This is a genomic window from Helicobacter bilis (assembly GCF_001999985.1).
Classification (GTDB): domain Bacteria; phylum Campylobacterota; class Campylobacteria; order Campylobacterales; family Helicobacteraceae; genus Helicobacter_A; species Helicobacter_A rappini.
The window spans coordinates 1480230-1498436 of the sequence record NZ_CP019645.1; the positions used below are offsets into that span (position 1 = coordinate 1480230).

An 18207-nucleotide genomic window follows, 5' to 3' on the forward strand; every position below is an offset into this window, starting at 1 on the left:
ACTAGGCTTTACTAAGATTATATTCATATAAAAGCAAACTAGTTTTATAGTATTTTTGCTAAATGCTCTTGTAGTTGTAAGATTTTGTTTTTATTGGCAAAAAAGCTATTTGTGTTTGCGATTAGATAGGCGCTTGATTCCATGATGACTTCATCTATTTGTAGATTATTTTGCTTCATGGTGCTGCCTGTTTCCACTATATCTACGATTCCATCTGCAAGATTGACTAATGGGGCAAGCTCTATCGAGCCATAAAGTTTTATAACATCAACGGCGATAGCACGGGCAGAAAAGAAGTTTTGGGTAATGTTTGTCATTTTTGTAGCGATTTTTATGCGGGGTTTGAGATAGTTTATAGGTTTGCCACATTCACTCCCAAGTACGACTTTGCATTTACCGATTTGAAGATTTAATAGCCTTGCGACATCAATATCTTTGTGTTCTTCAAGCACATCAAGCCCTACGACGCCTAAGTCTGCTGCTCCATAATGCACATAGGTTGGCACATCTTGATTTCTCACAAGTAAAAATGTGAAATTCTCATCTTTTAAAACGAGTTTTCTGTCATCAAATTGTATTTTTTTATTGAGAATCTTTGCAAAAAGCGATAAGGTCTCATCTGCTATTCTTCCCTTTGGAAGTGCGATCGTAAGCATATATGTCCTTTTAAATTATATTATTTTCTTTTAGGGCTTGTTGCATACCTTTGAAAATCAAGGTATTATCAAATATGCTGTTTTCAAAATATTTAGCAAAAAATTTACCATCACCACCTGTAAAATACATTTTTTTGGTTTGTGTAGTATGCTTTAGCATGAGTATGATGCTTTTTAAGATTCCAAAGCTTATTGCCTCTTTTGTGCTGCGTGGTGGTGCGTATAGATTCACACTTAAATCAAGTGGGACATGTAGGGCAGGGGATATACACTGATAGAGATGCTGATATGAGCTTATGCCGGGCAGAATGTAGCCACCTACATGCTGATTATCCTCCATAATATCAATAGTGATAGCACTTCCTGCATCAACGATTACCCCATTGCTAATGGCTTTACATGCTGCTTTTCTATCAATCCCTAAGCCTTGATATACGCCTTGTAGCTGTATGAATTTTTCAAGATTAATGCAAGTTTTATGAGAATCTAATAGCTTTTTTTCAAAGTTTGGATTTACGCTAATGTAGTAGATTGGAATATGAGGCTTTTTTAGAGAAATATTATTTGGATTCTCTCGCCAGATTCTACCTGCATAATAAAAATGCAAAAAAGAATTGCCTATATCACATAAAACAATGCTTGCCATTACAAACCTCCTTTCCTTACAGCTCTTTTAAATAAGATTTATTTCTTATTTTCATTCATGATTTTATTTAGCGTTTTATTAAAATCTAGAATTTTATTATTGATATATAAAATATTTTGTGTGTAAAACATTGTAACGCGTTTGCTAAACCATCTATTCATGCCAAATTTTAGCTTAAAGACTTCATAGCTAAAATCTTTGAGTGATAAATCAATTAGGTATCCACCGCTATTATCAAAGGTGTATAAATGATTATCTTTGATAATAATCCCATTGAGATTTGCATAGGGCAGTTTTACGCTTTGAAGTGTGGCTAGGGTTTTATCAAACTGATAGATTGTGCCATTGAGACTTAGGGCATAGATATGTATCCCATCAAAGTAAATATCGCGGATTTCTAGCTCTTTGCCATAAGATTCCCCGCGAATAAGTGTATAAATGCGTTTATGTGTAGCACTTACTAGCTCATCTTGCTTTACTTTGAGATAGATAATGTTGTTTAGAAATTTTTCTGTATTTACAATGATATTTTTTACACTTTTGCCTTGTGCTATATCGATTGTATTTAGTCTGCCATCAAGTGTTGGGAAAACAATCAGTGTATCAAGGATAACAGGATTTGCATGCTTTGATGAAATGGCATAGATTGATTCCTCTTTTGTTTGGAAATTAAAGGAATCTTTTGTAAGGTCATAGAGAAAAAGCGTATTGCTTGCAAGCACACCGGCGACTAGATTACCCTTTATGCTCGCACTTACAATACAGCCTTTTGTAGCGATAGCCTTTGTGTTTGGTCTATCAAGGCTTATCGTATTGTTGTCTTGTAATAGCGGGATAATGAGAAGCTCAGCACAGCCATTGCTTACAAGCCATTGTTTAGAGTCTGCATAAAGCAAGTTTTCATTCTCATTAAGCGTGATATTTGATAAGCCATTTTCTGTAATGACCGCGTTATTTTTTAGCTTAGCACTTGCTTGATTGCTACTTGCTAGGGGCTTTTCTAGTTTGCCATTAAACTCGATTTTACCTTGAATATGCTCTGGTTTGAAATCTTTTTGAGAATCACAACCACTATAAAATACAAGCAACAAACATATAATCATGCAATATGATACTTTTATGAAGTTTGGCTTGAGATTGTCTAAGATATGTTTGAAAATATGCAGGGTCTTAGAAATGTGAATGAGATATGAAGTAGGTGCTTGATACATTATTGTCCTTGCTCTGTTGCTTTATCTTCTTTTGTTGGCGAATCTGTGTTCTGTGTATTTGAGTCTTGATTACTCACACCATAGTGTTTGAGTAAAGTTGCCATTTCTGCTACAAGTTTATTATTATCTCTTGGCTGGATAGATTCTAGAATCTCTCTTGCTTTTTGCGTGTTGTTATTTTGTATATATAAATATGCGGCTAGAAATCTTGCTCTATCTCTTAGTATAGGCATAGAATCTGTTTTAAAATTCTCAAGTAACTCTAGCTTTTCGCCAAATACCGCGTATTGATAACTAGCGAGTGTAGCAACAAGCTCATTATTTGACTTGCTTAACTGCTCTAAAACAGCAAGATTCTCATCACTTTTTAACTGCAATAGGCTTAGATTCTGTAACTGCGTATAGCGATAGAAATCATATAAATCCGGCTTTATTGTAGCAAGTGTTTCTTCTGTTTTCTTTCTGTCTTCTTCGGTGAGATTTTTGCTATACAAGGTATTCATTAGCTCATTTGCTTGTGAGTTTGTCCTATGTTCTGTGTAGGCTCTAATCCCCATATATATACCAAAAAGCACTAATAACGCTACGGCAAGGAATAAAAAATTCTTGTATTTTTTATAGAATGTTTCAAGTTTAAATGCACTTACAAGTAGATTTTGGTCTTTTGTAAGCTTATCTTTTACATCATGGAGATTTTTTTCTATTGACATGTTACGCCTTAAGATTCTAATTTTAGGATTCTAGTTACAATGATTTAGAGTTAAATTTGGAATAATAGCATAAGAATTTCAACAAAATAGCTTTACGCTCTCAATTCATGCGTATTTTCTTGCTAAGTTTTCTTATTTATGTATGCCATTGTATTGTGTGAAAAAAATGCGGTTTATAACGACCAAATTTTCCTACAACATGGATTTGTGTCCGCGTAGAATCTGCTATGCGTTGCAAGGCGAAAAGATTCTTTTCTTTAAAGCTAAATAATAGCTCGTATTCCTCCCCGCTTTGACACACTTCTTTTTTTAGGGTAGAGTAGGGCAGTAGCGTGAGTTTATTTTGAGATTCTAACCTTTTTATCTCATTTGCTAATCCATCGCTAATATCCATACAAGCATGAAGCAATCTGTGCGATTTTTTAAGGAAAGCCATGCGTAAAAAGGGTAGGGCAAAGCGGCTATCTCTATGCGTCGTCTCTATAACATGACGAGGCAGAATATGCTTATTTGTGCCATATCGTAGTAGCTTTTTTAGCGTTTTAAAACTGCTGCCTAGATTGCCTTTTCTTATACTTGTATAGGCGAGTAAATCGCCATTTCTTACCCTGTCTCTATGGAGATATTTACCTATTAAATGACCTATTAGCGTGATATGAAATGAGAGTTCCCTGCCACACATTGTATCGCCACCTATAAGTTTAATGTTATATTCCTTGCAAACGCTTGTAATGCCTTGTATCACTTCTTTTATCTGCGTATTTTTCATATCTTTATGAAGCACGATAGAGAGTAGGGCGTATTGCGGTAATGCCCCAGAGCTTAATATATCAGAGACATTGACTAGAAAAGCCTTTTTTGCTAGGTTTTCATAACTTAGCCATTTATTTTTAGAATCTCTATCTTTATGGGTGGGGGTAGGGCTTTTTGTGTATTTTGACAAGACTTTAGAATCTAGCTCGTTTGGGTAGTGGCAGGGTTTAGGGTGCAAAAAATTAGAATCTTTATGACACATTTTAAAATGAATGTTTTCTACAAAGCTATCAGCCGCAATAATATATCTTTTATCCTTAAAAAGTAGCGGTGATAGTAAAGCACAATCATCATTTAGATTTTGTGTGATACCACTTTGTGCTAAAAGGTTTAAAAAATATGATTCTTTATCCATAGTATCCCTTTAAGTTATTAGAGTTATGGGTTGATGATAATTGCATATTAGGGCAATTTAATGTTTATGTTAAAAACATGTTATAATACCGCATAAAAGCCATTAGGAATAAATTTTATATGCAAGATTCTAAAAACGATACATTACCAAGCGATATTAACACACAAGAAAATAATGATATGTCTCCACAAGATAATACAGAATCCTTGCGAGATATGGAATCTATACAAGAAGATTCTTTTAACTCTCAAGTAGATTCTATGGAATCTAATGATTTGAATACTATAGATTTAGATACAAACCAAAATGATATAGATGATAATGCCCCACAAGATATTCTTAATGATATTGTGCTAGATTCTAGAGAATTTACACCGGATAATATAGCATTTAATAATGAAGTGATAAATGAGTTAGAATCACAAGCACAACAAGAAAATACAGATATAAATGAAGCAATAGAATCTAATGTTATAAATCATCTAAACGAAACACAAAATGATTTAAATACAGATTTATTACACGAAGTAAATGTGCCGCATGATTTAAAAGAAGAGATACTAGAATCTAATACTACACAAATATCTAAAGATTCTCATAATACACAACAAGAGATTCACGCAGAAGAGCTCAATAAAGAAGATTTATTTGACAATATCATCTTGCAAAAATCACATAATGAAGTAAAACCTAAAACATACAAATGGCAATATCTAGTCTATTCTAAGCGAGTGTTTATAAGCTTAGTGTGTATTGCCTTTGTGGTAGGCAGCTATGCTGTGTATCTATTCTTTGGTTCTACTTCGCTTGAAGTATTATGGGATCTACATAAAACAAGAAATGCCTTGCGTCTTGAGGTAGAGCAAAGCAGACTAGATAATGCTACATTGCAAAGAGATGTCCTTGAATTGAGGGCGCTTGAGCCAAAATAGAATTTATAGATTCTAAAAATTGTCATACTAAGCAAAGCAAAGGTCTAACATAGAATCTCAACAAGATATTTCATGTTTACGCACTCGCACGAGCAAAGCTCTTGCCCACACTTGCAAATATGACAAAGAATCTAGATTTTATAAATTTGCACCCACCCAAATGGTAGAGAAACCGGAATCTTATCTAAACATTATACTTAAAATCCCGTTGCCCTTATGCCAATGCCTATACGATGTGCTGGTATATTGTATTCATACAAGCTATTTGCATAGCCATAGAAATACTGCCCATACACTGCGAAAAACTTACTCACCTCATACGCATAACCAAGCTGCAATGAGCCATGATAGTGTGTATAATCGCTAATAATGGGTGCTACATGCAATTCAACAAAATGCTTTTTATGCTTGTAATAAAGTCTTGCGTTTGCATAGCCCATGTAGAGACTAATATCTGGGTTATCTTTTCGTTTTGGGATATAGGGCCATGCTGTGATATGTATGCCAAAGGTAGAGTTTTTCACAACTTTTTCCCAAATGAGTTCTAGCATGATTCTATTTCCCATGCTTCTTGAGCGGCATTTCTCCGGAGTTAAAGGGTTTCTGTTGCTATCTCTCAAACACTCATCGCCACCGATACCATTGCTAAAATGCAGGTAGCCAATGCGTAATTCCTTGATTTTACCGCCCTTGCCACCAAAAAGATTCCAATCGGCTGGATAGGAATAAAAGATTGATGGCTTATAGTTTGAATCTCGCACAGGATTAGAATAGCGAAAGTTAAACTGCTGAAACCATGAAGTCTGCGTATAAGCAAAAAAGAGTGAGCCTTTACTCCAAAACGCCCCTCGCCAAAGCGGCACTTTAAAGCTTACCTGAAACTTCAATTCACCGGGGACATTGTTGCCATAGATTCCAAAAGGTGGCAAGCTATATGAATACACAAAGTAAGTCCCCTCATGTTCCAATACTCGCATAAAATCTGTATAGCTTTTCTCTGCTTGTTTTGTGCGTTCTTTATAAGTGTCTATATCGAAAAAGTGATTTTTTAGCTTTGTTAGGGTGGTGTTTTCTGGTTTGGATTCTAGATTCTGTGCTAAATTTGGGTGGGCTACGGGGTTTAGGGCGTAATTTACAGAATCTAGATTCTGTAAAGATTTGCCCTTGTCTATACAATTTGGGCGATTGAGCGAATTATGATGGATAGTCATATCGCTTAGATAACTCCCACCATCATAATTCAGCCAAAGCCCGTCCAAAGCCAGAGAGCAACCGGTAGAATTTGTGGTTTTGTTTGTGTGGTTTGTTGGTGTAGAATCTGGTATTTTGTCATTTTGAGCCGTAGGCAAAAAATCTCTTTTAGATTCTAAGTCTTTAGATACTTCGCTTTGCTTAGTATGATGATTTTTAGAATCTAAACTCCCCATATTCCCCATTATATATAGCTGATTTTGCGAAGTTATCCAAGGCATAAAATTATCATTAGCATGTGCTTGTAGAATATGATAGGTAAGCACAAAATAATAAAAGGCATATTTAATAATACGCATTGTATATCCTAAAGTAAATTTTGTGTAAAATTTATGATTATAACATGTTTTAGATTCTATAAACTACATTTATAACAATAAAAAATAAAAGTTATAATCTATTAGAATCTTTTTGTTAAAATTAGAGTTTTTTGAAAGGAAATGTATGGAAAAATTTATTGCGATAAAAGAGCGAGTTTTAAGTGCGAATGATAGAAAAGCACAGGAATTACGGGGCATTTATGATACGCATAATAAGTTTGTGATAAATCTTATGAGTAGCCCCGGAAGCGGTAAAACTACGCTTTTAGAATCTTTAAGTAAGTTTGATGACTTTAAATTCTGTGTGATTGAGGGGGATTTAGAGACCAATAGAGATGCTGATAGACTAGAAAAACAAGGCGTATTAGCAAAGCAAATCACAACAGGTGAGGCATGTCATCTTGAAGCAAATATGGTAGCAAATATACTGCCCTCACTCATGCAAGATTCTAGATTTAATCAAAGCGACTTTTTGTTTATAGAAAATGTAGGCAATCTTGTGTGTCCAGCGAGTTATGATTTGGGAGCGAATGTAAATGTTGTGTTACTTAGTGTGCCAGAGGGCGATGATAAGGTGCTAAAATATCCTTCTATGTTTTTATGTGCTGATATTGTGCTAGTTACAAAAGCTGAAATGAAAGAGTATTTTGGCTTTAAAACAGAGCAGGTGAAAAGCGATTTAGAAACCTTGCGACATGGTGTAGAGATTATGGAGATTAGCAAAGATTCTAAAGAGAGTCTCAAGAAGTTAAAAGAGTATTTCCAAACCCTAGCCTTAAGGGGATACAGAACAGATCATATATTTAAATAATGCTAAATGTTTATTTGAATAAGGTTGCCTAGTTTTTTGTTGGGAAGTATTTATTTTATTGTAGGCAGTTAATGGATTTTAATCTATTTTAATGACATTGTTGATATATTTGGTATCTTTGTTCGTTGTATGAATTGCAATTCCGCATAACACAAGCACTAAAGTCAAATTCTTGAAACTAATTTTAAGCACAAAAAAAGATTTAAAACAAAAATATTGAAACTCGATAAAATTAACACAAACTAGATTTTAATGCAAGAAATGCCTAAACCAAGCAAATAAAATAAAGCGTAGATTCCTAAACGCAATGCGTTGGCTTTGCGGTTTTGTTACTTTTGCAAGTGTTTTTGCAAGACTAAAGCTATCTTCACAATTCTTATCATAGCTAATATCATCAATCTGCATTTCTAAGCAATAAGTCGCAATCACTGCTTTTTGCGTATCAGAAAAGTCATTATTGCTCCATGCAAGATGGTGTGCTATCTCTAAAAAACGCCACTTTTTCATCTTTTTCAAGTAGATTCAACAACATGCAAAAATTCCTAAATGATGCGATAGGTTTGCATTCTATAAAAAACAAGTCAAGGAAAATAAGAATTCCGGACAACTTAACAACATTTAAAATTTCCATATAACAAATTGAGTAAAAAAGAAAAACAAAATCATAAATTACATAAGAATATCATATAACACTGCTGCTTTATGTTTATTCTGCATTACAATTAGCTTTATTCTACAAAAGGAGCAGATATGCAAAATCATACATTAAGCGAAAGTGAGCTTTATAGCTTTTTAGGTAAATATGGGATAAAAACACCAGCATGTAAAAGCGTGGGCTTGAGTGAAAAAATCACATTTGATGCTTTCCCAGCTGTTATAAAGATACAATCGCCAAAGGTAGTGCATAAAAGCGATGTAGGTGGTGTGATACTCAACCTTACAAGTAATGATGAGCTAGAGAAAGCAAGGGAACAAATCATTGCAAATCTTAAAAAGCACAATATTGAGCTTGATAGTAATGATGGCTTTATCATCACGCAAATGGTATTTGGCGAGGAGCTTTATATTGGAAGTGTGGAAGATTCTACCTTTGGGAATGTTATCTTGTTTGGCAAGGGTGGGATTTATCTTGAGCTTTATAAAGATGTGTGCTATATAGAATCTAATGCGAGAGAAGATGAGATTAAAAGGGCTTTAGCTACGACAAAAATAGCAAAGCTTTTTGATGGTTTTAGAGGCTTTGACTATAAGATTGAATGGGTGATTAATCTTGTTAAGAGTGTGCAAAAAATGTTGCAAGAAAATGAGATAAAAGAGCTTGATATAAATCCCTTAAAGCTTACAAAAGATGGCTTAGTTGCAGTCGATGCTAGAATCTTAAAAGGCAAACTAGAATATAGCGAAATACAAAGAGAGAAAAAGCGACCAGACTTCTTAAAGAATGAGCGAGTAGTGATTGTTGGGGCAAGCACGGAAAAGGGCAAAACGGGCTACACGATAGCTAAGAACGCACAAAGCTTTAAAGGCGAATTACTTTATGTCAATGCAAAAGGCGGGGAGCTTTTTGGTAAGAAATTATATAAAAGTGTGAGTGAGATTGAGGGCGATATTGATACTGCTGTGATTGTGATTGGTGCGAAATTTGTTATCCCTACAATCCATGAGTTAGTCAAAAAAGGGCTAAAAAATCTCATTATTATTACCGCAGGATTCAAAGAAAGCGGACATGATGCAGAAGAAGAAGAGATTGGTAGACTAGCAGCAACGCATAACTTCAATGTCATTGGTCCAAATTGTCTTGGATTCTATGCGAATGAAGAGAAGCTAAATATCACCTTTGGAACAGGCATGGTGCATGATGGAAGTCATGCGTTTGTATCACAAAGTGGTGCGGTTTTAGCAAGTCTTATGGATAGGGCAGCAGAGCTTGGACTTGGATTCTCACATTTAATTAGTGTTGGGAATGCGGTGGATTTAAGAAGTGCTGAAATCATTCCTATGCTAAATAATGCGAAAAGTTGTGAAAGCATTGCATTGTATTTAGAGGGCGTAGCACGCGGTAAATCCTTGTGTGAGAGCATTAGAAATTGCAATAAGCCGATATATCTTTTCAAAGCCGCAAAGTCTGAAGCCGCAAAAAAAGCCGCATTTTCACACACAGGCAATCTTAGTGGCAATTACGCTATGTTTAATGGAATCATGCAAAGCTTGGGTGTAAAAGTTGTGAATACTCTAGATTCACTACTTTTTGCACCATTGTTTAAAGATGTGAAAAATATCGCAGTCATCACAAATGCTGGAGGTCCGGGAACCGTTTTAACAGATGCAATAGCTGCGAGAAAAAAGGAATTATATGAGCTTAGTGAAGCACAAAAAAGTGAGCTAGATTCTGTCCTGCCACCAATGTGGTCGCATAATAATCCAATCGATGTAATAGGCGATGCCCTGCCAGATAGATATGAGAGTGCCTTAAAGATTGTAGATACTTTTCCAAATCTTGATTTAATCTATATGCTTATTACACCGCAAGATATGACTGATGCGTTAGGCACGGTTAAGATTCTAAAACAATATACATTTAAGCATAAAGTTGTGCCAATTTTACTTGGTGGAGAGAATGTAAAAGAAGCGAGGGAGTATTGCTTGAAAGAGGGAATCTTATACTTTACAAGTATCGCTCAAGCATGTGAATTTTTAGGATAGATTCTGTGCCGTATCATCTATTTTAACTTTAGGCGATATAGCTTTGTTGTCATTCTTTATAGAATCTTGTATGATTTTGCAAAAACACCAAATACAAGATTCTGAAATAGAATACATTGCAAAAAAGCCGCTATAAGTCTTACATTACATTACTACAAAAATAATCGCTAAATCTTAAAGTTTAATGATAATAATTAGAGTTTGCAAATTAAATATTTGTGTCTAAAAAGGATCATTATGCTATTTTTTGTGCCTACGCCAATAGGGAATCTACTTGATATATCATTACATACGCTTATGGTTTTTAATAAATGCAAAGTCATCTTATGTGAAGACACACGCGTAACAAAGAAATTACTCACTCTATTATTACGCAATGATTTTATACAGCAAAATTATCCAAATATAAATCCACAAGAAAAGCACTTCATAAGCTTTCATAGTCATAATCAAGATGAGTTTTTAAGGAATGCTAATAAAGATTTTTTCACACAAGATATTGCCTTTTGCACAGATGCAGGTATGCCAAATATTAGTGATCCGGGGGCATTACTACTTCGGTATGTGCGAGAGAATAATATAGAATATGAAGTGGTGCTTGGCGGGGGTGCATTTAGTCATGCGTTTGTGTGTAGTGGATTAGAGGGGGCATTCTACTTTGCCGGCTTTTTAGCCCATAAGCAACAAGAGCGACAAAAGCATTTAAAATCCTTACTTGAATATCACAATACAATGCATATAATCCTTTATGAAAGCCCCAAAAGACTTAGAGAATCTTTAAGTGATATAGCCTTATTTATGCCAGATTCTACACTTTTTGTATATAAAGAACTCACAAAGTTATATGAGAGAGAAATCATAGGCAGCCCACAAGAAATACTTGCTAAATTGCCAAATAATATTAAGGGGGAATACTGCATAATTATCCAAAAAGATTCTAAAAACTCTTTAAAAGATTCCAAAGAAAAGATTCTAAGGTTAAGTAAAGATGATATTTTAGCCCTTGATATACCACCAAAACAAAAAGCAAAGCTACTCGCACAAGTGAGTGAAAAAAGCATAAAAGAATGGTATGCAATCTTAACACAATAGCAAACACAAGAGAAAAAGCAATGAAGTTTTGGCTTTTTATGATAAATTAAGTTGAATTTTTATACAATTTAAGATAGTATTCTACAATCTTGTAAAAAAGGAAAAGTATGTTGAAGTTTAAAGGTTTTAAAAGCGGTTTAAAAGGTAAAAATACTGATAGTCGCACTCTTGTAAATGGCGGTATGAAAGCTATGGTGTGTGCTTTTACACTGGGTGGGTTATTAGCTTCGTCTGCGTATGCTGGTGGTAAAGCTGATGATTATATGAGAGTGTCTATCTCAAGCATGTTCGATCATGCCAATAAGTTTGAGTGTGAAGGTGGCGATAGGACTGCGATATGTAAGACTGACCGCTATGAGATTGGTAATACAAATGGCTTTGTATTGCGTGATTATAGATACACGCTTGATTATAAAGATTCACGCGTGATTGAGAGAGTAAGCGGAAAGATTGAAGTGCCTAATAACCATGACTTAAAGCCATTTGCGCCAAAGTCTTTTCAATGCTCTGATTTCACTCAAATCCACAATGATAAAAAGCAAGTGAATGAACAGCTTGTTTGCACGATAGATAGCGACTCATATAAACTCAATATTCGCTTGAGAGCAAAAGCTGATTCATCTCTATTTGCTAATGTAGATTCTATGTCTTTATTGCAAAAAAGCACAGCGTTTTGGGATAAAATGTTAAGAGAAGCAGCAAACACAAAAGATAAAAAGCAACTAGCTGAAAGAATGGATAGTTTTAAAGATATATTAAGCAGTATTGATGTGAATCTTTATGGCGTGGATATTGCTATCACAAAGCCGCAGTTACCACAAAGAATCTATGAGCATATTTTTGCTGATATGATTGATGATTCTAGTGAAGCTTCAGATTATGCAAATAAAAGATATAATCAACTCGCACATACACTTTATAATTCTGGTGTAGGTTATATATATGGCAATGCGATGGGCTATGTGTGGGGCAATGACGCGATTGATGAACGCACAAAAGAAAGTCTCAACAAACTTTTTGTAACGCTAAGAGATTCTGCTATGCTTGATTCTAATATCAAAACCGTGTATATCACGCTGACAAATCGCACAAATAAAGGCTTTAATCTAGGTCGTGCTTATGATAAAATTACACAAGATACAAATAGATTTTATAAATTAGATAAAGAACAAGCAGGGCAAACTCTCAATCTATTTAATGGCGATGTGTTTAATAGATATAGAATCGAAGTTGGAGCTGCTCGCTTTAAGCAACATAACTAAAAGTAGTTACTCATTACAAAGTAACCTATCTTTTGTAAATAGGGCATGGATTAAACGCCATGCTTTAGTGATCTTTATTAAACTTTTATAGATATTTAAAACTAAGCATAATCTCCACACGACAATATAGACATAATTAAGGGAATCTTATGACACTAAGTGAAGCAATTAATAAGGCTTTTGGTAGCAATGCGGTATTGAAAAATGAAATTACAAATGATTTTATACTAGAAGGGTTAGCCCCATTAGAATCTGCCACTAAAAATCAAGTAAGTTATATACAACAAGACCAATACATTCAGGGCTTACAAGATTCTAAGGCTGGAGCGGTGCTAATTAGAGAATCTATAAAAGACAAAGTGCCAAACCATATACAGCCTCTTATCGTTGATAACCCACATTTAGCATTTGCCCTGCTTTCACAGCTTTTTGCAAAAGGCGATTTTATAGCAAGACCGCATGCAGATTCTAAAATCGACACAAGTGCATCTATCGCAGCAAATGTCGTGCTAGGTAAAAATGTAACTATCGGGGCAAATACCATGATTATGCCCGGCGTTGTGATCGCTGATAATGTGAGTATTGGGGCAAATTGCAAGATTTATCCAAATGTTGTGATTTATCGTGAAAGTGTGATAGGCGATAGAGTGCTTATCCATGCTAATAGTGTCATTGGTAGCGATGGCTTTGGATACGCGCAAAATGCACTTGGCGAACACATAAAAATCGAGCATAATGGACGCACAATTATTGAAGATGATGTAGAAATCGGTGCAAGCAATGTTATAGATAGAGCAGTTTTTGGTGAAACTCGCGTTAAAAAAGGTAGTAAAGTTGGACATAGTTGTGTTATCGCACATAACTCTATTGTAGGAGAGCATTCTCTGCTTGTAGCACAAGTAGGCTTGGCGGGATCTACTACAACAGGACGAAATGTTGTGTTAGGCGGGCAAGTTGGCACAGGCGGACATGTGCATATCGGGGACTTCGTGCAAGTTGCAGGCAGAGGAGCGGTATCCAAAAACTTACCACCCAAAAGCAAGTGGGGCGGTCATCCTATTATGCAGCTTGATGAATGGATGAAGTTTTATGTAAGTCTTAGACGCATGCTAAAAGAGAATAATAAGACTGAAAAGTAACATTAATTTTGCGTTTTACTTTAATATAACGAAACGCTTTTTTGAGTTTCTACGATACAGTAACCGTAACCGTTTTATTTGGAGTTATCATGGGTTTAAGAGAATCTAAACGAATAAAGTTTATAAAAGAAAAAGGTGTAATTGCATTTTTATGGAATGCAATAGACAATACTTCCATTGCTACTTCTATTGCCAACTTGGTGTTGCAACGCCCAAGACTTGTTTTAAGCAGCTCTCAATGCAAAACTTTCAAATTGGCATACAAGCATTTTGAAGAAAATTATAGAAATATAATTGTTATTAGTCCATTATTTTTTATGAAAAATCTCAAAAAACATATTGAATGGTTAGAATCTGATACATTTAGAAGTCAATATGGTAGCATTGAGAATTTAGAAAATCTTAGAAAAAATACAATAGGTGCGACTATGATGTCTCCACAGAAAGATTCTAGAACAGACGAATTTACCCCCCCCCCCCCCCCATTGCGTTCAAGCTAAGCGTGATAATAAATCCAGCAGTTTAGAAATTAATCCGGCGTATAAAGACAATTATCAATTTTATCCACCTTTATTGCAACCAGAAAGCATAGATTGCTCTACAATAGATCCTAGAATTGCATTAGAGTTGCGTTTACCTCCTAAAGTGTCATACGCATTTGTTTTTATTCGTTATGGTTTATCAGGTGGAGCCGCATTAACTGATTTTTTGTCGCATGTTGGTGTTGTTGAAAACACGCACAACGATATTTTTAGGAAAATAAAAGGTGTTTATTCTTATTTGTGTATAAATCATTTATGGCGAAGAGAAGAAAAAAACTTACAAAAAGTGCTTTATGTTCTAAACAATAGCGACCAAATTTTAATAAATGTTAGGGACCCCATATCACGGATCAAGCATGCAATCAATCATGGTTGGTTTAAAACTGGAGATGATGATAGTGCGGTGGAATTTAGTATAAAAGATGATCCATATCAAGTTGTAGATAATATTAGATTTTACACAGAAGCGGGAAAAATGGTTGCCAACCACCCTTTCATCTATAATAGTTTTTTGGAATATGTTATGGAACTATGCTCTTTCGCATATTATTCAAATATTGCAGTATTACCAAAAAATGCAAATATAACCTACCTTGACATGCAAGAAATTATGCCAGAAAAGGCATTTGACACTATGACACAACTTGCCAAACAATTTGGTTTTTCATTACCCATGGAATCGGATAGGGAGCTTTATAGTGAAATAAAAATGGGGGTTTTTAGATATATCCTTCCACTTGTTTGCAATATTATCTCGCAAACAGAAGTAAAAATGACACTACACATTACAATGCGTTATTATTGTAGAGATACATCCTTACTTATCGTTGATAACACCATATTTGACACACCCCACCCATTACTAGACCAAGTCGCTTTTAGTATGAGTGAAGATGATTTAAAAGCCTTGCAAGATGACAAAGAAACATTGGATAAAGTTAAAGCCTATATGCTTAGATTCCTAGATGAACTTAAAAAGCGAACTGACTATATACAACGAAATAAAAAACATGAAAATGATGTGTTGGAAATCTTTAGAGGTGATAGGGATTTACGAAAGAATTTTAAGGCTATGCTAGATAGAGAACTTATCCATATAAAAGCACATAGACCAGATATTGTCGCCTCATGGAAATACTACCAAGAGTTTGAAAGGATGTGTATAGAGGAGGGGGATATGTGAGGGTGATTGATGTGGGACGACAAGATTTCATTGTCTTTGCTATAAAAACTTTATATTTCATAATCTCTATAAAGAGTTTATGAGTGCTACAAAAGCATTAAATAAGCCTTTAGCACAATTAGACTTTAAACCTTTAAGTAATGAGATAAAAGCACTGCCATATAAAGCTAATGCTAACCTAAAAGCACATTTAAGAGATATTAATGCTAAGACTAATGACTTTTTAGATTCTATGCAAGAGCTTAAAAATACTACACAAGAGATAAAGCTACTAGCATACAATAAACCTAGTGAAAATAAAGCAAATGAAGTAGATAGGTTTAGTAATGTGCTAGATTCTAAACTTATGAAATCAAATATTATTAATCGACTTGAAAATATTCAAGCAGAACCAACACCAAAGCAACTCACTCAATCACAGATAGAAAATGTATTGCGGAGATTTGACAATATGGATAATCTCATGCAACATTTAAATACACGACATGATAGTAAGGCTAGACTTGGATTATTTCATTTATTAGATTCTACAATGCAAAATCCACATATCCAATACACAAAGGATTCCAAAGATAAATATCTCAAAAAGTTTATAGATTTACACAGCAATAAAGACCCATTTTTCTACTTACTTGTAACAAAAGAAAATGATAAAAAATTTATAACACATTTAAAAACAAGAGATATGGATTACTTAGCAAATGAAATAGAGAGTGCGGATAATATTGTAAAAGGCACTGACATTATAGGAGTTCTTAGACAGCAGGCGGGCGCAATTCAAAGAATTATGGAAACTCCAGCCCCCAAACAACAGAATCCTACCACAAAACAGGAAATAAGTAAAGATGTGGAAACTAAAGCCACTACATCAAGATCGGAAAAACGCAAATAGTAGGTACAAAACAGCAAGAGTTTATTCATAACGCTTACTAAAAGAGTTTAATTATTATGTGCTTAATGGGGGGGGGGGGTGCAATTAAACAAGATTAAAGAAGCAAGAGAATTCGACAAGGATATATTTTCTCAAGGGAGGCATAATCACCATAAAGTTTTAGAAGCAATCAAGGCAAAAACAAAGGAGAATCAAACAATACAAGTGCTTAAAACTTTGCATGAAGATGGGAATATAAAGCATTATGAGTACTGGAGCATGTTAACGAATTTAAAGACATAGGCCTACAAATATATCAACAAGCCATTATAAAAAATGTAGGAGAAAATCAAGCTAAAATCTTTGACATTGTTGCTAGGCTCAATTCAAGGTTTTTTAATGCATTTGAAAAAGAACTTTTATATGATGTTTTTCGCACATCATGGAAAGGTAATGCAAAAGCATGAGACAATAGAATCTACATCACAAACCACAAAAAAATAGAAACGCCATTCAACAAAGACAATAGCCCTTATGACGCACAAACAACACAAAGAAAAAAAGAGTTAGTAGATAATATTTTTCAATATGTGATAGAACATGATGCGTTAGAAGATAGCCAACATTATATATCAATTCAATGGCTGACAATAGAGAAAAGGAACAAATAAAAAAATTAAAGCCTTACCCCCCCCCCCCTACCTTAACAGAACAAAAGTTTGTTGCATGCCATTTTGTCTTCATTAGGAGTTATTTTAAGAAAAATCTTAAGCTTGTTTCTAGTATTTATAATGGGAAATGGAAATTGATTAATCTTTATGATTTACACGAAATGGCAAATTCTTTTAATGGATTATTAGAGAAATTTAAAAATTCTTTAGAGAATAAATCATATGGTGCATTGGGTAGCCTAGCACCTTTAAAAGATAGCAAGATGTTAGATGAACTGAAAGGAGTATTAACAGGGCCAAATGAATATTTGCAAAAGGAGTATAAAAAAGCAAGTAAAAATATATTACATACCATGAAGAAAGAAAGATAAAAGCAGAAGAAGCTTTGAATAAAGCCAAAACTATTTTTTGAAGAATAGGCAGATGGAACTCTAAAGGGCTTTGTATGTGCAAGATGCCAAAGACAGCAAGAACTGCTTAATAACAATAATGAAATGCTGCAAGAGCTTTTTCAATCTTGATAAAGGACTTACCAACTTAAAAAACGCTTGAAAATAGTTTTCATGGTATGGAATTTACAAGCTTTTAAACGATATAGCTGGCTCAAGGGATAAACCCGATATGGCTTTAACCCTAAAGGAAACGGCAAGAAAGGATATAGAATAGAAATTAAACATTAAACCCATAAAAGAAGTTGGCACAAACTATGCAGAACATTATCATAGTTGGGAATCTGCTATACAAAACTCATAGTAGAAGCAAAGGCACATAAAGAAAGCAAACACTAGTTTTTTTAGCTTATCTAAACCTTATTTCAATGAAATATCGGCTAATTTGCGACCTATCAAATAAACAGGTATGCTCCAGGGGGCAATAAAGCAAAACAAATTTTAAGAGAGTTAATTCACACAAAGACAGAAATCTTACATCTTTTAAGTTCTTTGAATTCTGTCTTACTTTTTAATATTTTTGCCGCAGACAAAAAGATACACAAAGACACATTCATCACGCAAATTTTGACACACACATATAAGCATTC

17 protein-coding genes are annotated in these 18207 nt (G+C 34.4%); 10 read left to right on the top strand and 7 right to left on the bottom strand.

Going from position 1 to position 18207, the window contains the following annotated elements; genetic code table 11:
- Positions 1 to 44: 44 nt before the first annotated feature.
- From hisG to XJ32_RS06965, 5 genes are all read right to left on the bottom strand, one after another.
- A complete protein-coding gene (gene hisG, locus XJ32_RS06945) occupies positions 45 to 656 on the bottom strand; it encodes an ATP phosphoribosyltransferase (RefSeq protein WP_005219998.1) in 612 nt (203 codons plus the stop codon).
- A gap of 10 nt (positions 657 to 666) precedes the next feature.
- Positions 667 to 1302: a type III pantothenate kinase gene (locus XJ32_RS06950; protein ID WP_004084942.1), complete on the bottom strand. Its 636-nt coding sequence runs from the start codon at positions 1300 to 1302 to the stop codon at positions 667 to 669.
- A 38-nt stretch (positions 1303 to 1340) separates the two neighbouring features.
- A complete protein-coding gene (locus tag XJ32_RS06955) occupies positions 1341 to 2513 on the bottom strand; it encodes a plasminogen-binding protein pgbB (protein ID WP_077388795.1) in 1173 nt (390 codons plus the stop codon).
- The gene (locus XJ32_RS06960; RefSeq protein ID WP_077388796.1) at positions 2513 to 3223 is read right to left on the bottom strand and encodes a hypothetical protein; all 711 of its coding nucleotides are present in this window, start codon (positions 3221 to 3223) and stop codon (positions 2513 to 2515) included. Before XJ32_RS06960 ends, XJ32_RS06955 begins: the two co-directional genes overlap by 1 nt.
- A 136-nt stretch (positions 3224 to 3359) precedes the next feature.
- On the bottom strand, positions 3360 to 4391 hold the full coding sequence (locus XJ32_RS06965; RefSeq protein ID WP_077388797.1) for a thiamine-phosphate kinase: 1032 nt from the start codon (positions 4389 to 4391) through the stop codon (positions 3360 to 3362).
- 119 nt (positions 4392 to 4510) lie between these two features.
- Here XJ32_RS06965 and XJ32_RS06970 point away from each other — a divergent pair, with 119 nt between their 5' ends.
- The gene (locus tag XJ32_RS06970) at positions 4511 to 5323 is read left to right on the top strand and encodes a hypothetical protein (RefSeq protein ID WP_077388798.1); all 813 of its coding nucleotides are present in this window, start codon (positions 4511 to 4513) and stop codon (positions 5321 to 5323) included.
- A gap of 197 nt (positions 5324 to 5520) precedes the next feature.
- Here the strand turns inward: XJ32_RS06970 and XJ32_RS06975 are convergent, their stop codons facing one another.
- Positions 5521 to 6873 (bottom strand): phospholipase A, encoded by a 1353-nt coding sequence (locus XJ32_RS06975; RefSeq protein WP_254422303.1) that lies wholly within the window; start codon positions 6871 to 6873, stop codon positions 5521 to 5523.
- A gap of 145 nt (positions 6874 to 7018) precedes the next feature.
- Between XJ32_RS06975 and hypB the strand changes: the two genes are divergently transcribed.
- The gene (hypB, locus tag XJ32_RS06980) at positions 7019 to 7705 is read left to right on the top strand and encodes a hydrogenase nickel incorporation protein HypB (protein WP_077388799.1); all 687 of its coding nucleotides are present in this window, start codon (positions 7019 to 7021) and stop codon (positions 7703 to 7705) included.
- A 249-nt stretch (positions 7706 to 7954) separates the two neighbouring features.
- Here the strand turns inward: hypB and XJ32_RS06985 are convergent, their stop codons facing one another.
- Positions 7955 to 8212 (bottom strand): hypothetical protein, encoded by a 258-nt coding sequence (locus tag XJ32_RS06985; RefSeq protein WP_254422304.1) that lies wholly within the window; start codon positions 8210 to 8212, stop codon positions 7955 to 7957.
- Positions 8213 to 8455: 243 nt separating this feature from the next.
- Here XJ32_RS06985 and XJ32_RS06990 point away from each other — a divergent pair, with 243 nt between their 5' ends.
- The 8 genes from XJ32_RS06990 to XJ32_RS07030 all read left to right on the top strand — a co-directional run bounded on the left by XJ32_RS06990 (position 8456) and on the right by XJ32_RS07030 (position 17539).
- On the top strand, positions 8456 to 10408 hold the full coding sequence (locus tag XJ32_RS06990; protein WP_077388800.1) for an acetate--CoA ligase family protein: 1953 nt from the start codon (positions 8456 to 8458) through the stop codon (positions 10406 to 10408).
- Positions 10409 to 10645: 237 nt separating this feature from the next.
- Positions 10646 to 11500, top strand: a complete 855-nt coding sequence (rsmI, locus tag XJ32_RS06995) for a 16S rRNA (cytidine(1402)-2'-O)-methyltransferase (protein WP_077388801.1) — start codon at positions 10646 to 10648, stop codon at positions 11498 to 11500.
- Between the two features lie 107 nt (positions 11501 to 11607).
- Entirely contained in the window at positions 11608 to 12762 is a 1155-nt protein-coding gene (locus XJ32_RS07000; RefSeq protein WP_077388802.1) for a hypothetical protein, read from the top strand.
- Positions 12763 to 12911: 149 nt separating this feature from the next.
- Positions 12912 to 13901: a UDP-3-O-(3-hydroxymyristoyl)glucosamine N-acyltransferase gene (gene lpxD, locus XJ32_RS07005; protein ID WP_077388803.1), complete on the top strand. Its 990-nt coding sequence runs from the start codon at positions 12912 to 12914 to the stop codon at positions 13899 to 13901.
- A gap of 89 nt (positions 13902 to 13990) precedes the next feature.
- On the top strand, positions 13991 to 14401 hold the full coding sequence (locus XJ32_RS07010; protein ID WP_077388804.1) for a hypothetical protein: 411 nt from the start codon (positions 13991 to 13993) through the stop codon (positions 14399 to 14401).
- A gap of 127 nt (positions 14402 to 14528) precedes the next feature.
- Entirely contained in the window at positions 14529 to 15626 is a 1098-nt protein-coding gene (locus XJ32_RS07015; RefSeq protein WP_155761473.1) for a DUF2972 domain-containing protein, read from the top strand.
- 79 nt (positions 15627 to 15705) lie between these two features.
- Positions 15706 to 16518, top strand: coding sequence for a hypothetical protein (locus XJ32_RS07020; protein ID WP_077388806.1), 813 nt, complete (start codon positions 15706 to 15708; stop codon positions 16516 to 16518).
- A gap of 619 nt (positions 16519 to 17137) precedes the next feature.
- A complete protein-coding gene (locus XJ32_RS07030) occupies positions 17138 to 17539 on the top strand; it encodes a hypothetical protein (protein ID WP_077388808.1) in 402 nt (133 codons plus the stop codon).
- The last annotated feature ends 668 nt before the right edge of the window (positions 17540 to 18207 follow it).

Coding starts and splice junctions, on each gene's coding strand:
- hisG (WP_005219998.1), bottom strand. CDS start 656: ATGCTTACGATCGCACTTCCAAAGGGAAGAATAGCAGATGAGACCTTA.
- XJ32_RS06950 (WP_004084942.1), bottom strand. CDS start 1,302: ATGGCAAGCATTGTTTTATGTGATATAGGCAATTCTTTTTTGCATTTT.
- XJ32_RS06955 (WP_077388795.1), bottom strand. CDS start 2,513: ATGTATCAAGCACCTACTTCATATCTCATTCACATTTCTAAGACCCTG.
- XJ32_RS06960 (WP_077388796.1), bottom strand. CDS start 3,223: ATGTCAATAGAAAAAAATCTCCATGATGTAAAAGATAAGCTTACAAAA.
- XJ32_RS06965 (WP_077388797.1), bottom strand. CDS start 4,391: ATGGATAAAGAATCATATTTTTTAAACCTTTTAGCACAAAGTGGTATC.
- XJ32_RS06970 (WP_077388798.1), top strand. CDS start 4,511: ATGCAAGATTCTAAAAACGATACATTACCAAGCGATATTAACACACAA.
- XJ32_RS06975 (WP_254422303.1), bottom strand. CDS start 6,873: ATGCGTATTATTAAATATGCCTTTTATTATTTTGTGCTTACCTATCAT.
- hypB (WP_077388799.1), top strand. CDS start 7,019: ATGGAAAAATTTATTGCGATAAAAGAGCGAGTTTTAAGTGCGAATGAT.
- XJ32_RS06985 (WP_254422304.1), bottom strand. CDS start 8,212: ATGAAAAAGTGGCGTTTTTTAGAGATAGCACACCATCTTGCATGGAGC.
- XJ32_RS06990 (WP_077388800.1), top strand. CDS start 8,456: ATGCAAAATCATACATTAAGCGAAAGTGAGCTTTATAGCTTTTTAGGT.
- rsmI (WP_077388801.1), top strand. CDS start 10,646: ATGCTATTTTTTGTGCCTACGCCAATAGGGAATCTACTTGATATATCA.
- XJ32_RS07000 (WP_077388802.1), top strand. CDS start 11,608: ATGTTGAAGTTTAAAGGTTTTAAAAGCGGTTTAAAAGGTAAAAATACT.
- lpxD (WP_077388803.1), top strand. CDS start 12,912: ATGACACTAAGTGAAGCAATTAATAAGGCTTTTGGTAGCAATGCGGTA.
- XJ32_RS07010 (WP_077388804.1), top strand. CDS start 13,991: ATGGGTTTAAGAGAATCTAAACGAATAAAGTTTATAAAAGAAAAAGGT.
- XJ32_RS07020 (WP_077388806.1), top strand. CDS start 15,706: ATGAGTGCTACAAAAGCATTAAATAAGCCTTTAGCACAATTAGACTTT.
- XJ32_RS07030 (WP_077388808.1), top strand. CDS start 17,138: ATGGCTGACAATAGAGAAAAGGAACAAATAAAAAAATTAAAGCCTTAC.